Source organism: Alicyclobacillus mali NBRC 102425, assembly GCF_001570745.1.
Lineage (GTDB): Bacteria > Bacillota > Bacilli > Alicyclobacillales > Alicyclobacillaceae > Alicyclobacillus > Alicyclobacillus mali.
The window spans coordinates 44316-59857 of sequence record NZ_BCSG01000028.1 but is presented as its reverse complement, the minus strand read 5'-3'; the positions used below and the strand labels follow the sequence as shown (position 1 = coordinate 59857).

Below are 15542 nucleotides of genomic sequence, written 5' to 3'. Positions count from 1 at the left end.
AAAGGTAGAATAACGAATCTTGCCTTTCGTCCTGTTGTTGATGGCGACATTCTTCCGTATCAAATGTTTGGCCCGGACGCTTTGACAAACGCTCGCACCATCCCTGTGTTGATAGGGACGACTCGCAATGAGTTCTCGTTCGCGGCCCAGAATGACACGCCGTCGAGCGAAGCGTTGGTTGATGAGTTCGCCGCGATGGGTCTTCGTCATGTTTCGATCCAGCGCTTCGTGGATGAAATCGATCGAATTGGTCGAGAACGGGCTTGGTCACAGCTGATGACCAGCCTGATGTTTCGGGTGGGACTGGTCCGCTTCACTCATGGCAGGCGCCGTGTGGGCGCAGGAGACATCACATGGACCTACGACTTCGCAGCTATGTCCAGCCGAGCTCGGGGGTCGTTCCACTGTCACGATATCCCTTATTTCTTCAATTTGCTGAGCGCACCAAACGTAGAACAACAGCTCGGAAGCGACTTGTCCTTGCACTTAGCTGAGAGGATGCATCAACTCATCTGTCACTTTGTGACCTATCACTCGGTACCATATCCGCCGGCGAGTCACAACGTGTCTGGTGCCATCCGACTGCAACCGCCCATTCGTTACGACGATTTGGCATATGAATTTGAGCGTGATCTGGCGAGCGTCGCCGGACTTTTAGATGAGAACACCGACAATGGAGGAACAGCATGACGTACGTGAAGTTCGTCCCACATCTCACCCTCGAAGAAAAAGCATCCCTCTGTTCCGGTCTCAACTTCTGGCAAACGAAGCCCATCGAGCGCCTCGGTATCCCGTCTCTCTGCATGACGGACGGCCCGCACGGCGTTCGGCTGCAGCGGTCAGACGGATCGTTCACCGATTCGGAGCCCGCCACGTGCTTCCCGACCGCCGCCGCACTCGCGAGCTCCTGGGATCCCGCGCTCGTGGAGCGAGTCGGCCAGGCGCTCGGCGACGAGTGCCGCGCGCTCGGCGTTCACGTGTTGCTCGGGCCAGGCGCCAACATCAAGCGATCGCCCTTGTGCGGGCGCAACTTCGAGTACTTCTCAGAGGATCCGCTTCTCTCGGGCGAAATGGCTGCGGCGCACATCCGCGGCGTCCAATCGCGCGGCGTGGGCGCGTCGCTCAAGCACTTTGCAGCCAACAACCAGGAGTATCGGCGCATGACGACGAGCGCCGAGGTGGACGAACGCACCCTTCGCGAGATTTACCTCGCGAGCTTCGAAGGCGCGGTCAAGGGCGGACGCCCGTGGACGGTCATGTGCGCCTACAACCGCTTAAACGGCACCTACTGCTCGGAGCACCCGTGGCTTTTGACGCAGGTGCTGCGCCGGGAATGGGGATTTGATGGCGTCGTGGTGTCGGACTGGGGGGCAGTGAACCATCGCGTCCAAGGGCTTGCTGCGGGGCTGGATCTCGAAATGCCCGGCGGGCCGTACGCGCAGGACGCCGAGATCGTGCAGGCTGTGAGAGACGGCCGCCTGGACGAAGCCGTGCTCGATGCGGCCGTGGAGCGTCTGCTCGCGCTCGTCGACCGGGCCTACCAGTCGCAGGGTCAACCCGCCGATCTCGACACGCATCACCGCCTGGCCCGCCAGGCCGCGGCGGAGTCGATGGTGCTTCTGAAGAACGACGAGGCCGTGTTGCCCATCGCGCCAGGACGGCGGGTGGCGGTGATTGGCGCGTTCGCCGTGTCGCCGCGCTACCAGGGAGGGGGAAGCTCGCACGTCAACCCCGCGCGCCTCGACGAGCCGCTCGCGGAACTGCGCCGCGCGTTTGGGGATCAGCTTGTCCTATACGCGCCGGGGTACGCGCTCGACGACGACGCGCTTCGCCCGGATCTCATCGACGAGGCAGTGCGCGCTGCGGAGCAGGCGGACATCGCCGTCATTTTTGCAGGGTTGCCGGAGAGCTGGGAGTCTGAAGGGTATGATCGCCCCCACATGCGCATGCCGGACGCGCACGTGGCGCTCATCGAAGCGGTGGCCTCGGCTCAGCCTCACACCGTCGTCGTGCTGTCGAACGGCGCACCCATCGAGATGCCGTGGATCCACTGCGTGCCGGCCGTGATCGAGGCGTATCTCGCGGGGCAGGCCTTCGGCGGCGCCATCGCGGACGTACTGTCAGGCGCCGTGAACCCCTCCGGCAAGCTGGGCGAGACGTTTCCACTTCGCCTCGAGCACAATCCGTCGCATCCATTCTTTCCTGGCGAAGGCGACAGATCCGAATACCGAGAAGGCGTCTTTATCGGCTATCGCCACTACGACACCAAGGAGATGGACGTGCTGTTTCCCTTCGGCCACGGGCTGTCGTACACCACGTTCGAGTACGAGGCTATCCGCGTGTCTCGCCAGCAGGTGCGGGATGACGAAGTGCTCACGGTGCAGGTGGACGTTCGCAACACTGGGCAGCGCGCGGGCAAAGAGGTGGTCCAGGTCTATGTCGAGCCGAGGGCCTCGCGAGTGATACGGCCGCGGCGCGAGCTGCGTGCATTTGCCAAGGTGGCGCTGGCTCCCGGCGAGACGCGTACGGTCGAGTTTCAACTGGGCAAGCGCGCGTTTGCCTATTACGACGTCAATGCCGGTGATCTCACCGTGGAGAGCGGCTGGTACGAGATCCGCGTCGGATCGTCCTCGCGCGATTTGCGTCTCACCGCCTCCGTGGAGGTGACATCCACCGCCCCGCGCAGGCCGGTGCCGGTGCACGCCAATGCGACGCTCGGCGACCTTTTGGACGATCCGGCCACAGGCCCGGTCCTCCGCGAACAGTTGAAAGAGAAGCTCGCCGCATCGTCGCTTGGCAGCGAGATAGACGCCAATCCCATGTTCGAAGCGTTCATGCGGTTCACGCCCATCGGCCGTACCACGACGCTGTTTGGGGTGCCGCGGGACGAGATCGAGCGAGTGCTTGCGAAGCTGCGGGCTGCGCAGGAAAGGTGGCAAGCGGAGAACGGGCAGGGGTGAGTGGTGGTCCACTCGTGTGACTTGATAGAACGGCGCCGGTGTGCGAAGAGGAAGCAGGTCGTCCCTGCTTCAACGCCTTTTCGCACACCGAAAATCTTCGAGGTAAACCGCGAATTTGGCATTGACCGGGTGTATGAAATCATATATGATCTATACAACCCACATTGCCCACACAGGCTTGTGGGAAGACGAAAGGGAAAGGGGGGACGCCTCATGCCCGAGGTGGACGCGAAAGCGTTCCGGCGCACATGCGGAATGTTCACGACAGGCGTGACCGTCATCACGACATCCATCAACGGTCAGGTGCATGGCATGACGGCCAATTCGTTCACATCGGTTTCGCTCGACCCTCCTCTGATTCTGGTCTGTGTCGATCTGCGCAGCAAAATGGCACAACTTTTGTCCTCTTCGAAAGCGTTTACAGTGAATGTCCTCGGTCGCCATCAAGAGGAGGTATCGCGCCACTTTGCCGGATCGAGCGGAGATTGGCGGGGCACGTTTATGCCTTTCGGCGAATCTGTTCGTCTCGATGACTGTCTCGCTGCGCTGCTGTGTGAGGTATACGGTCAATTTCCAGCGGGGGATCATGTCATCGTGCTCGGTCTTGTGAAGGACCTCTATCAACAGGACGAGGGAATTCCGCTTGTTTTCTGGCGAGGAACCTATACGTCCCTGGTCGGGGATCCATCGGTGCGCACCTGTCTGGGCAGAATCATATAGGAAATCAGATTCAATAGCTCGCGGACATCGCGCTCTTTGGACGTTCGGGGGAGGGGAGACACCATGGGCACGGGTGTGCCTGTTTCGAGCGCGGCGGGCATCTTGGCGCGGATGGAGCGGTTGACCAAATGGGCCCTTCCGCGGCGATTGTTCCTTGTCATCGGTCTTGGGTATCTCTGCACGTTCTACGACATTTTTGATGTCAACGTATCTTTTGTCCAGACAGCCACATCCATCATTCCGGGTGCGACACCGGCGGACGCCAGTCGATACATTGGGTTGCCCGTCTTCGCCAATTTGCTCGGATATGTGGTTGGCACGCTTGTGTTGAGTCCGCTCGCGGATCGCGTGGGGCGAAGGCGCATGCTGATGACCACCATGTTCATCACGGGAATAGGTTCATTGTTGACGGCTCTTGCGATGCATGACTGGTGGTTTATTCTGGCTCGAGGGATCACGGGCGTGGGCGTGGCCGCGGATCTGGCCGTGGTGAACACTTACATGAGCGAGGTCGCGCCGAGAACGCGGAGGGCGAAGTACACCTCAGGGTTGTTCATTTTCTCAGGTGTCGGAGCCCTTATCGGTATCTGGCTCGGCTTGTGGCTGACGACGCCTAGTGCGCCGTTCCCGGAGGGACTCCCGTTTGCACTTGCAACTCCGTCGTTCCATTGGGGCTGGCGGTTGATGTACTACATTGGGGCGGTGCTCGCGCTCATCGCAATCCTGCTGCGGTTGGAGCTCCCGGAGTCTCCTCGTTGGCTGGCCGCGAAGGGGCGAGTCGAAGAAGCCGCCGCTGTCGTAGCTGCTATGGAGGAGCGCCTGGGCTTAGGTGCGTTTCAACCCGATGGAACTGCTGCATCGTTCTCGCTCGTCTCCGACCGGCGCGCGCCGTATGGTGAACTGTTTGGCAGTCCGGTGTATCGCAAGCGAGTCTTTCTCCTGTTTTTCGTATGGCTCTTTAGCTATGTGACTGTATACGGATTTTCCGCAGGGATGACCACGTTGCTCGTGGGCGCAGGCTATGCGCCGAGTGAGGCGGGGCTCATCGTAGCCGTCGGCGTCTTCGGTATGCTGCTGGCCGGCGTCGTGGCGTATCTCGCGGGGGAAGTCATGGAACGCAAGACCTATCTGGTAGTCTCGGCGGTCCTGACCATCCTGGGAGGACTCGTGGTGGGTCTCGCAGGGCACCATCTTTGGTTGTCCTATCTCGGTGCAATTCTGCTCTTCTTCGGCCAAAATGTGTGGGTGCCGGTGTTCTACGCGTGGACGGCTGAAAACTTCCCATCTCGCGCGAGGACCAGCGGTTTCGCCCTGGTGGATGGAGCGGGGCACATCGGCGCTGGAGTGGGCCTGTGGGCCATCGCGCCGTTCATCCCCTCTCTGGGTGTGACTGCGGGTTTTGTGGCCATGTCGGGCTTCCTTCTGGTCGCGGCGTTCATCGCCCTTGGAGGAATTGCGTCTCGGGGCAAGATTCTGGAAGAGATTTCGCCTTAGACCGTTCCCGAACGAAAAATGACGCTTTCGCGCGCATAGGAAATCGTATACGATAACGTCATGACAAAACACACGCCGAGCAAACAACAGTTGGCATATCACACGTTGAAGCAGCGCATTCTCGAAGGAACCTATGGGCCCGGGTATCGCATCGTGATCGATCGCGTCGCCAAAGAGTTGGGGGTGAGTGCGATTCCCATTCGTGAGGCCATTCGCCGCCTGGAAGCGGAAGGATTAGTGGAGGTCGAGCGATTCAGCGGAGCCAAGGTGACTCGCATTGACGCGAAAATGTATGAGGATATCCTCTCAGCCCTCGCAGTTCTCGAAGGCTACGCCACCGCTCAGGCCTATCGCAATCTCACGGATGAGGACTTCGATGCGCTTCGACAAACGAACGAAGCGATGCGCCAGGCCCGTTCCGATTTTGATCTCACGCTGTACAGCAGGCTCAACCAACAGTTTCACGAGATTATTCTTCGCTGCTGCAGCAACCGCTACCTCGTGGACGAAATCCACGCATTCCGGGAACGAATGGATGCCATGCGGGTGTCGGTCTTCAATCTCATCCCGCATCGTGCCAGTGATTCTATCGCGGAACACGATAAGCTCATTCAGCTGATGGCGGTGGACGTCGGAGAAGACGCGGTGGAACGGTTTGCTCGCCAACACCGATTGGCCACGTTGGAAGCGTTCAGGCGTTGGAATGAGCAACATACTCGTTTGGTGGCAGAGCGGAAGGAGGGGTATCGTGCGCCACGCGAGATACATCGACCGGGGGCGGATCCATGAGGGCGTTTGGGAAAACGGGATTCTCGTCGACGAGGAGGGCCGAGTGGTTTCGGAGGAGCAGGTGATCTGGCTGCCACCGATTGAACCGAAGACCGTGTACGGTCTTGCCCTGAACTACGCGGACCACGCGGCGGAGTTGAGTTTAGAAAAGCCCAAGGAACCTGTGCTGTTCATCAAGCCGAACGCGTCGCTCATTGGGCATCTGGCTCCCATTGTCTACCCGAGGGGCGTGGAGTACATGCACTATGAGGCCGAACTGGCCGTGGTCATAGGGCGAGCAGGGAGACGAATTCAGCCAGAGGAGGCCTTCGAGCACGTCCTCGGTTACACCATTGCAAATGATGTCACAGTGCGGGACTTTGTGGGGAACATGTTCCGCCCGCCCATCCGCGCGAAGGGCTTTGACACCTTTGGACCACTCGGCCCATGGTGGATCGATGCCGCAGACGTGTCCAATCCGCACGAGCTTGAGATTCAGACCTACGTGAACGGCGAGGTCCGTCAGCGCGGGAACACGCGAGACTTGATCTTTCGAATCGACGAAGTGATTTCGTTTATCAGTTCGTTTGTGACGCTCCGTCCAGGCGACGTCATTCTCACGGGCACGCCGCCGGGCATCTCACCGGTGAAGCCGGGGGACGTGATTGAAATCGAAATTGACGGGATAGGCCGGCTCAAAAATCCGGTTGTGAACGAGGGGAATCGGGAGCGAGAGAAGGAGGTGCGGGCATGAGCGGTGTGAATCTGAAAGGAGCCAGTGAACAGTTCGCGTTCGAGTCGTTATCGCGCCCAGCGCTTCATTTTATCGATGGTGGGTTCGTGGAGAGCGCGGAGGGAGGATGGTTTGACACTTTGAATCCGACGACGAATGAGGTATTGACGCAGGTCGCCGAGGGAACCGCGAGCGATGTGGATCGCGCGGTGGAAGCGGCATATCGGGCCTTTCACGAAGGGCCCTGGGGCAGAATGAGCGCGAAAGAGCGGGCTAAATATCTCGTTCGCATTGCTGATGCCATCGAACGACACGGCGAGGAGTTGGCTCGTCTGGAAGTCGCAGACACAGGGTTGCCCATCTCCCAGGCCCGCGGGCAGGCTGCGCGAGCCGCGGAAAATTTCCGATTCTTCGCCGAGATGGCCACGCGTATGACCGGTGAGACGTTTCCAGTGGGCGATCAGTTTCTCAACTACGCCATCCGTCTTCCGGTTGGAGTGGCAGGACTCATCACACCCTGGAACACGCCCTTGATGCTTGCGACATGGAAGATTGCTCCTTGTCTTGCGGCAGGCAATACGGCGGTTCTGAAGCCTGCCGAATGGTCCCCGCTCACGGCAACCAAGCTGGCAGAGATCGTTCAGGAAGTCGATCTCCCACCCGGTGTGTTCAACGTCGTTCATGGTTTCGGAGAAGTGGCGGGAGACGCACTGGTGAAGCATCCCAAGGTTCCTCTGATTTCATTCACTGGTGAAACCAACACCGGCCGCATCATCATGAAAAATGGGGCGGACGGGCTGAAGAGGTTCTCGATGGAGCTCGGCGGGAAGTCTCCTGTTGTAGTGTTTGCGGACGCCGATCTCGACCGAGCCTTGGACGCCGTCATCTTTGGCGTGTACTCGCTGAACGGAGAGCGTTGCACGGCCGGCTCTCGCTTGCTCATTCAGCATTCTATCCGCGAGGAGTTCGAAGAGCGCTTGACGGAGCGCGTCCGAAGGATTCGCCTTGGACATCCGCTGGATCCCACCACCGAGGTAGGCCCGCTGATTCATTCGGAGCACAAGAAGCGCGTGGAGCACTATCTCGAATTCGGGAGACGCGAGGGTGCAACCATGGCCGTGGGTGGCGAAGTCCCGAAGGAACTCGCGCGCGGAAACTTCGTCAGGCCGACGCTGTTCGTAAACGTGCGAAACGACATGCGCATCGCGCAAGAAGAAATTTTCGGGCCTGTGCTCGTGTCCATCCCGTTCGCGACAGAGGAGGAGGCCATCCAGCTTGCCAATGGCGTGCAATATGGCCTTGCCGCATACATTTGGACACGGGACCTCGAGCGCGCTCACCGCGTGGCAAGGCGGATTGAATCAGGAATGGCCTGGATCAACTCGCAGAATGTCCGCGATTTACGTACGCCGTTCGGCGGGATGAAGCAGAGCGGCGTCGGCAGAGAAGGGGGTCACTACAGCTTCGAGTTTTACACAGAGTGGAAGACCGTGCATGTGGCGCTCGAGCAGCATCCCATTCCCCGCTTTGGCGTGTCGGACGTGGACGCAAAAAGTTGACTAACACAGGGTGGGTGATGAGTGATGGGCGCAAAGAGTGGCGCGGAATACGTGGAGCGTTTGAATGCAGAGCTCCGTGAAGTGTGGATTCAGGGACAGAAGGTGGAAGGAAAAATCTCGGAGCACCCAGCGTTTCGCAATGTCGTCCGAAGCATGGCGAGCCTGTATGACATGCAACTCAATCCCGCCACGCGTGACGAGATGACGTATGAGGAGGGGGGACAGCGCTACGGCCTGTCTTGGTTAGTCCCGAAAACGCACGACGATCTCGCCCGCAGGGGACGAATGATGCAACGCTGGGCGCGAGCAAGCTTCGGGATGATGGGCAGGACTTCGGATTATCTCAACGTGGCGATTATGGCCATGTCTCAAGCAAGCGCTTACTTTGCGAGCAATCATCCATCGTACGCCGAAAACATCCAGGCGTACTACCAATACGCGCGCGAGCGGGATCTGACGTTGACACACACGTTGATTGCGCCCCAGGTCAACCGGTCCGTGAGTGTCGGCAAACTTCAGGACCCTTATATCGCCGCCCGCGTAGTGGAGAAGAACCGTCGTGGTGTCGTCATTCGTGGCGCTCGGCTGTTGGCCACTCAAGGGCCTATCGCCGACGAAATCTTGGTCTTTCCCTCCACCGTGCTGAGAAACACCGAGGAGGACGCGCCGTATTCGTTCGCGTTTGCCATCCCAAGCTCGACCCCGGGCTTGCGCTACATCTGCCGAGAGAGTTTCGACTACGGGCGGTCCCACTTCGACCATCCGCTGGGTTCGAGGTTCGAGGAAATGGACGCCATCGTCGTGTTCAACGACGTTCTGGTTCCCTGGGACCGCGTCTTTCTCCTTGAGGACGCTGAGCGCTGCAATCAGTTGCATCAGGCCACACGCGCCGTCATTCACATGACGTACCAGGTGATGCACAAGAACGTCGCGAAGTGTGAGTTTTTGCTTGGGCTAGCGGAGGCCATGGTCGACGCCATCGGGATTGCACAGTTCCAGCACGTCAAGGAGAAGGTGGCTGAGATCATTCTTGCGCTCGAGACGATGAAAGCGTTTTTGCGGGCCTCCGAAGCGGATGCGGAGCTCGACGAATACGGCGTGATGACACCGGCATGGGGTCCGTTGAACGCGGCGAGGAACCTGTTTCCAAAGACGTATCCCCGACTTGTCGAAATCATCCAGCAACTCGGCGCGAGCGGACTGATGGCCATTCCCACCGAGGCCGACTGGAATTCTGAGATTCGCGGAGACCTCGAGCGCTTCCTCCAAGGGCGCAATATTGAAGCGTTCGATCGCCTCAAGCTGTTTCGCCTCGCCTGGGACGCTGCGCTCTCGAGTTTTGGATCGCGCCAGGTGCTTTACGAGCGGTTCTTCTTCGGCGATCCCGTCCGCATGTACGGTGTGCTCTATGACACCTACGACAAAACTCCCTATGTCTCGCGTGTCAAGGCTTTCTTGGGCGGTGAGGCGCAGTGAGGTTGACGTTGCCGTATTCGGTTGTGCGCGCGGGGCACGCGGAACTCCTCGTGCGCGATCTCGCCGTTTCTCGTCGATTCTATGAGGGCGTCCTCGGCTTTGTCGTCACGGAGGAGCGCGAAGGGCGGCTATTTCTCCGAGGGGTGGAGGAACGCCACCATCACAGTCTCGTGTTGACGGAGTCGGAGGTGCCGATGCTCGGCCACCTGGCGTTTTTAGTAGCGGAGAACGACGATCTCGACGCCATTGCGACCTATTTTCAGGCGTTGGGATGCGACGTCCATTTCGTCGAAGAAGGCGAAGAACCAGGCCAGGGTCGGGCGCTACGTGTACAAGATCCGTTTGGCTTCCCGCTCGAGTTTTACGCGGAGATGTTGCCTGCCGAGTGCATGCTCCAGAAATACCACTTGCACAAGGGTGCCGGCGTGCGGAGGTTGGACCATTTCAACTGCTTTGTCTCCGATCTCGCCAGCTGCGAGGCCATGTGGAGTGAGGGCTTCGGCTTTCGCGTGACCGAGTACGTGGAGACGGATGAAGATCCTCGTGTGAAGAAGGCCGTCTGGCTTCAACGCAAGGGGAACGTGCATGATATCGCACTAATGGAAGGCAAGGGACCGCGCTTGCATCACATCGGTTTTTGGATGGACGACATGGGGAGCATCATACGAGCCTGTGACATCTTGGGCGGGGCAGAGATGCATGCCCACATTGAGCGGGGGCCAGGGCGGCACGGGATATCGAACGCATTTTTCCTCTATCTGCGCGATCCGGACGGTCATCGCATTGAGCTCTATACCTCCGACTACCTGACCGTTGATCCCGATCATCAGCCTATCCGCTGGAGCGCGACGGACCCCAGGAGGCAGACGCTTTGGGGCCATCAGACACCCGAAAGCTGGTGGCGAGACGGGACGACGGTCATGGATTGGGAACGCTGCGTTCCTGTTGAGCTGCGTGGAGTTACGGACGTACGTGCAGCTGGGTATATCAAATGAGACTGCGAGGGGACGGCCATGAGTAGCGAAAAGGACGTGCATTCGCGCCTTCGCGGATCCATCGTTCCAATGGTCACGCCGTTTTTGGAGGACGGATCGTTTGACGAGAAGTCGTATCGCGATCTCATTGAGTGGCAGATCGAGAGCGGCTCTCACGGCATCTCCTGCGCCGGAACCACCGGAGAACCGAGTTCCCTGACGATGGAGGAACGAGAATACTTATTCGAGGTCACCATGAATGCTGTGCGCGGTCGGGTGCCCGTGGTGTTAGGAACGGGATCGACGAATCACGCGGAGGCGCTTCGCCTCACGAAGACGGCTGAACGTCTCGGTGCTGATGCCGCGCTTGTGATTGTTCCCTATTACAACCGCCCGTCGCAGGAAGGACTTTACCGGCACTTCTGCGCCATTGCGAACAGCGTCGACATTCCCATCATCTTGTACAACATTCCGGGGCGCACCGGGGTGAACCTGGAGCCCGCCACGATGGCCCGCCTAAAGCGCGATTGTCCCAACATCATTGGTGTCAAGGAGTCGAACAAGGACTTTGAGCAGGTCACTCGGGTGTTCCAGGCGTGCGGACGAGATTTCCTCGTCTATTCCGGTATCGAGCTCCTGTGTTACCCCATGCTCGCGTTGGGAGGGGCAGGTCATCTCAGCGCGACTGCCAATCTCATGCCGAGAGAAGTCGCCCACTTGTACGACTTGGTGCACGCCGGGAAGTGGCATGAAGCGATCGATCTTCACTTTCAACTCGCCGATATCAATGAGGCTTTGTTCTGGGAGACGAACCCGGGTCCGGTGAAGGCGTGTCTTGCGATGATGGGGAAAATAAAGCCTGTGGTGAGGCCGCCGCTCGCGCTACCAGGAGAAGGATTGACGGCAAGGTTGCGAGGCGTGCTGACTTCGTATGGGCTGATCTGAGATCACTTCGATTGGCGCTGCAGGGCGCCGTAAAGGCGCCCTGGGCGAGTGATGATCCTCAGCATTCGAACTGCATATTCTGAACATTCGGTTGAAATTCGGCCGCTCCCGTGTTATGATGAGTCTCAATCGAAAAGACACGTGATTCCGACGGGAGTGGTGAGAATCATGCAGAAGACGGCGGAGACCACAACGTGCGTGCTGTGTGGAACAGAGATCCCGGAACCTTGCCGCCCTTGGGAAGAGCGCGAATGGGATCGGCTGTGTGACGACTGCGTCGACCGCTGGGTGCGCGATACGCAGTCGGAGTGGTGACTCGTGCCGGTGCGTGAAACGCGCATCCGGAGGTCGCGGAAGAGGGCGCCTGTCCGGTGAGCCGGACTGGCGCCCCTTCGCGTGTGCGCATACTCGAGCGTCAAGCTTTCCTGAGCCCTTCTGACACCCTCCGGGCGAGGTTCGCGCCGGACTGAGCGCCGATCCGCCATGGTGCGGGTCGGACCGGGCTCGCTTAAGACAGCCACTTGGCTCGAAGCGCCGGAGACAGGCAAAACGCCACCTGCTGCACCCTAGCGAGCAGGTGGCGTTTGACTTTCGTCTTCTTCAACCCAGAACGCTTTCCCGTTCACTCCGCAGCCAGTTCTTCTGGCAGCCTGAGCTCCTGCTCCTCCCGGGGCACTCTGCGAAACGGCCAAAAGTGCGCCGCTCCGACAATCGAGGTGCAGGCCGGCACGAACAGCGCCAGCACGATGAGCGCGTACAGCGCAAGGCCGATGATGACCGACAACCCAATTTCCACAAGCGTCGTCACGCCGGAGACGGACAAGGAGCCAAACGTGCCCGCCATAATGGCGGCGGCCGAGAACACGACGTTGCCCATCTGCCGCATCGCGTAAAGCATCGCGCTGCGCAGGTTCAACTCTGGATGGCGCCGTAGTTCCTCGTCGAAGCGCGACATCAAGAAAATCGAGTAGTCGACGCCGAGCGCCACCAACAGCAGAAGCGAGAAGAACGGAACCGTCCAACTGATGCCCGCCTTGTGCATCACATCCACGGCGACAAACTGCAGGCACCCCATCGTCACGAAGTACGTACCCGTGAGCGACGCGATGACGTACAAGGGCGCGATGAGGGAGCGCAGCATCACCACGAGCAGGATGAAGATCGAACCCAGGATGAGCGCCATCATGCGGACGAAATCCTGATTGGACAGTTGATTCAGCGCGAACTGCGTCGGCGTGGTGCCCGCGAAGCCGACCTGCCCTGAGTGAATGGGCGCGGCCGTGAAGGCAGCCTGGGCCACGGTCTCAAGCCTTGGCATCTCATGAATTGCCGTCATGGAATACGGGTCCGATTTGAGGGTCACGCGAATGTCAGCCACGTGACCATCCGGCGAGATGTAGCTGTTTAGGGCCTGCCGCAGGCTGCTGTTGGACGAGATGGCGGAGGCGGGCACGTAGAAGCCGGGATCGCCCGCCGTCTGCGCCTTGGCGCTCTCGTCCAGCGCGGATTTGACCGTGCCCACGCCGTTCGAAAGCTTGACGAGGGCGCTGTGAAGCTGATTTTCGCCAGTGCCCACGTTGGCGAGGCCGGTCCCAAATTGGGAAGCTCCGCTCGCCCACTTGCCAAGCCCCGCCTGAAGTTGGCGAGCGCCGCCGCTCAGCTGATTCAGTCCCTGGGCCAGCGACGAAGCACCTTGGCCCACCTGGGCAGCGCCATCGCTCAACCCCTTGGCGCCAGATGCCGCGCCGCGGCTTCCGGTCGCGAGTTGACTCGCGCCCGCAACGACTTTGCCCGCGCCTTCCGCCAGCGAGGTGGCGCCATTCGCCCACTGATCCGTGCCGGTCGCGAGCCCCTCGGCCGCCTTCGCGGTCTGCTGCGCGCCCGCGGCGGTTCCCTGCGCCAGCGCGACAATCTGCTGCCAGTTGGGGTCCGACGCTTCCGTCGGGTGTGCCTTCGTCCATGCCGCGATGGCGTTTGCGAGCTGCTGCGCCGCTTGCGCTTCACGGGCCGCGCCATTCGCCAGCGCCGTCTGTCCTGACGCGATGCTCCGTGCGGAAGTCGCGAGCTTGTTTGCGCCCTGTGCCGTTTGTTGCGATCCGGCCGCTACCTGCGCGGCACCGTTCGCCAACTGCTCATTCGCCTGCGACAGACGCGCCGCGCCGCTTGATACCGCCTGGGCGCCGCCGGCCAGCTTCGAAGCGCCTTCCTCCACCTGTACCGCGCCTTGGCTGAGTTTTCCACCCGCTTGCGCGAGCGCCGACGCCCCGCTTGAAAGCTGCATCGCTGCGTTGGCCGCCTGGTGTGCACCCTCAGGGCCGACGTGGCTCGCCACCTGGTTCAGACCCGTCTGCACCTTCCCGAGGCCGCCTGCAGCCAATTGGTTCTGCTTTGCCAACTCAAACTCGCTGATGACCTTGCCTGTGGGCCGGGTTGCGCTCTGCACCTCTTGCACGAACGGCAGCTTCGCGATGGCCTCCGACACCTGTTCGATAGTCGCCAGACCTTCCGGCGTGCGCAGATTGTCCGGCGTGTCGATCACGACGTCCATCGGCAGGACCTTGCCGGGGCCGAACGCCTTGGACACGACGCGAAAGCCCACGACCGAAGGTGCCGTCGGGATGTCGGAGGTCGGATCGAACGTGCGCTGGTCCGTGAAGGAAAGCGCGACGGGCGTCAATACCGCGAGCACGCCTGCCAGGGTCCACCAGGGATGCCGAAGGGCCGTTCTGCCTGTCAAATCCCAGATGCGCGAAGGCTTGTGGCTCGCGCCGTGGAGATCGCGCCGCGGCCAGAACACGTAGCGTCCAAGCGCCATCATGAGCGCCGGAAGGAACGTGAGGCACGCAAACAGCGTCACGCCAACGCCGACCGCCACACCGACGCCGGATCGAAAGAGGCCGAACCGAGCGAAGTACAGCGTGGCGAATGAGAGAAAGACCGTGAGCGCGCTGTAGACCACCGTCTTGGCAATCCCCGACATAGCCCGCGCGAGGGCGTCGACTGGCGCGAGCCCTCGGCTCGCCTCTTCGCGGAACCGGTTGAGCACGATAATGCTGTAATCGGTTCCCGCTCCAAAGATGATGGCGATGAGAAATGTGTCCGTGAAGGTCGAGACCGGCAGGCCGACGTTGGCCAGCACCGCCACCAGATTCGTCGTCAGGAGATAGGAAAGCCCGATGCTGAGCAGGGTCAGGAATGGGGCCACGATAGATCGAAAGACGACGAGCAGAATGACAAGAACGAGGGCGATGGTCACGCCCGCCGTCTTCGATGCGCCATCCATTGAAATGTTGATGTTGTCGTTCTCGATGGGCGTGTCGCCCGTAAACAGCACCTGCGCGTCCTTGGGCGGCTGCTGAAACACTTGGTGAAGCTGGTTCAGCGACGCGTCGGTCGCTTTGGACACGTCGTTACCTGGAAAGCCGATGGTCGCGATTTCGACGGTCCGATCCGCGCTGAAAAACTGATTCTGTACGGACTTCGACTGATTGTAGGCGGCCGTGACGGTCTTCACGCCATAGGCCGCCTTGTGGTCGGCCACCTGCTGCAGCTTCTGCGTGAACCACGCCTTGTCCGCCGCCGTCAATCCGTGCGGGTTGTAGAGCGCGACGACGGCGCTGGACCCCGCCTGCCGCGCCGGATCGACCCGCTTCAGCCAATTGCTCGCGATCACGACGCTCGACGAGTTCGGCAAAAATTCCGTGTTCTTGTGGGCGACAATCGCGTTCAGCTGCGGCAAGAACACGTGCGCCAGCGCCACGGCGAGGATCCAGATGCCGATGATGGCGTATTTGAAGCGCGCGACGAAATGTGCGTAACGCTCTGCCACGGACTCGCCTCCTTCCGCAAGACGGGCTTGACAACTGATTTAGTGACCGAAAGAATTCTACCAGGGAGCTGTCAAGTTTTCCAG

Annotated in this window: 12 protein-coding genes; 11 read left to right on the top strand and 1 reads right to left on the bottom strand. The window is 60.4% G+C overall.

All coding sequences use genetic code 11. The features are described from left to right. From AMA01_RS10235 to AMA01_RS13855, 11 genes are all read left to right on the top strand, one after another. The coding region (locus tag AMA01_RS10235; protein ID WP_156468443.1) for a carboxylesterase family protein at positions 1 to 690 on the top strand (690 nt) is incomplete at its 5' end. After that, positions 687 to 2960 carry a glycoside hydrolase family 3 C-terminal domain-containing protein gene (locus AMA01_RS10230; RefSeq protein ID WP_067850620.1) on the top strand — a complete coding sequence of 758 codons (2274 nt, stop codon included), beginning with the start codon at positions 687 to 689 and terminating at the stop codon, positions 2958 to 2960. The genes AMA01_RS10235 and AMA01_RS10230, both read left to right, overlap by 4 nt. 213 nt (positions 2961 to 3173) lie before the next feature. After that, positions 3174 to 3680, top strand: coding sequence for a flavin reductase family protein (locus AMA01_RS10225; RefSeq protein WP_067850618.1), 507 nt, complete (start codon positions 3174 to 3176; stop codon positions 3678 to 3680). Between the two features lie 63 nt (positions 3681 to 3743). Further along, positions 3744 to 5174 carry an MFS transporter gene (locus AMA01_RS10220; protein ID WP_067850616.1) on the top strand — a complete coding sequence of 477 codons (1431 nt, stop codon included), beginning with the start codon at positions 3744 to 3746 and terminating at the stop codon, positions 5172 to 5174. Positions 5175 to 5234: 60 nt separating this feature from the next. Then, positions 5235 to 5963: a GntR family transcriptional regulator gene (locus AMA01_RS10215; protein ID WP_067850614.1), complete on the top strand. Its 729-nt coding sequence runs from the start codon at positions 5235 to 5237 to the stop codon at positions 5961 to 5963. Continuing rightward, on the top strand, positions 5923 to 6696 hold the full coding sequence (locus AMA01_RS10210) for a fumarylacetoacetate hydrolase family protein (RefSeq protein ID WP_067850612.1): 774 nt from the start codon (positions 5923 to 5925) through the stop codon (positions 6694 to 6696). Before AMA01_RS10215 ends, AMA01_RS10210 begins: the two co-directional genes overlap by 41 nt. Beyond that, positions 6693 to 8234, top strand: coding sequence for a 5-carboxymethyl-2-hydroxymuconate semialdehyde dehydrogenase (gene hpaE / locus AMA01_RS10205; protein WP_067850610.1), 1542 nt, complete (start codon positions 6693 to 6695; stop codon positions 8232 to 8234). The genes AMA01_RS10210 and hpaE overlap by 4 nt, the downstream gene beginning before the upstream one ends. 24 nt (positions 8235 to 8258) lie before the next feature. Continuing rightward, positions 8259 to 9710 carry a 4-hydroxyphenylacetate 3-monooxygenase, oxygenase component gene (gene hpaB, locus AMA01_RS10200; protein WP_067850630.1) on the top strand — a complete coding sequence of 484 codons (1452 nt, stop codon included), beginning with the start codon at positions 8259 to 8261 and terminating at the stop codon, positions 9708 to 9710. Between the two features lie 8 nt (positions 9711 to 9718). Further along, positions 9719 to 10705, top strand: coding sequence for a 3,4-dihydroxyphenylacetate 2,3-dioxygenase (gene hpaD / locus AMA01_RS10195; protein ID WP_067850632.1), 987 nt, complete (start codon positions 9719 to 9721; stop codon positions 10703 to 10705). Positions 10706 to 10723: 18 nt separating this feature from the next. Continuing rightward, positions 10724 to 11629: a 2,4-dihydroxyhept-2-ene-1,7-dioic acid aldolase gene (gene hpaI / locus AMA01_RS10190; protein ID WP_067850609.1), complete on the top strand. Its 906-nt coding sequence runs from the start codon at positions 10724 to 10726 to the stop codon at positions 11627 to 11629. A gap of 168 nt (positions 11630 to 11797) precedes the next feature. Then, entirely contained in the window at positions 11798 to 11944 is a 147-nt protein-coding gene (locus tag AMA01_RS13855) for a hypothetical protein (protein WP_156468442.1), read from the top strand. 307 nt (positions 11945 to 12251) lie between these two features. Here the strand turns inward: AMA01_RS13855 and AMA01_RS10185 are convergent, their stop codons facing one another. Further along, a complete protein-coding gene (locus AMA01_RS10185; protein WP_067850606.1) occupies positions 12252 to 15458 on the bottom strand; it encodes an MMPL family transporter in 3207 nt (1068 codons plus the stop codon). Positions 15459 to 15542: the final 84 nt, after the last annotated feature.

Bases quoted from the DNA above. Each gene is read 5' to 3' on its own strand.
- AMA01_RS10230 (WP_067850620.1), top strand. From the start codon at position 687: ATGACGTACGTGAAGTTCGTCCCACATCTCACCCTCGAAGAAAAAGCA.
- AMA01_RS10225 (WP_067850618.1), top strand. From the start codon at position 3,174: ATGCCCGAGGTGGACGCGAAAGCGTTCCGGCGCACATGCGGAATGTTC.
- AMA01_RS10220 (WP_067850616.1), top strand. From the start codon at position 3,744: ATGGGCACGGGTGTGCCTGTTTCGAGCGCGGCGGGCATCTTGGCGCGG.
- AMA01_RS10215 (WP_067850614.1), top strand. From the start codon at position 5,235: ATGACAAAACACACGCCGAGCAAACAACAGTTGGCATATCACACGTTG.
- hpaE (WP_067850610.1), top strand. From the start codon at position 6,693: ATGAGCGGTGTGAATCTGAAAGGAGCCAGTGAACAGTTCGCGTTCGAG.
- hpaB (WP_067850630.1), top strand. From the start codon at position 8,259: ATGGGCGCAAAGAGTGGCGCGGAATACGTGGAGCGTTTGAATGCAGAG.
- hpaI (WP_067850609.1), top strand. From the start codon at position 10,724: ATGAGTAGCGAAAAGGACGTGCATTCGCGCCTTCGCGGATCCATCGTT.
- AMA01_RS13855 (WP_156468442.1), top strand. From the start codon at position 11,798: ATGCAGAAGACGGCGGAGACCACAACGTGCGTGCTGTGTGGAACAGAG.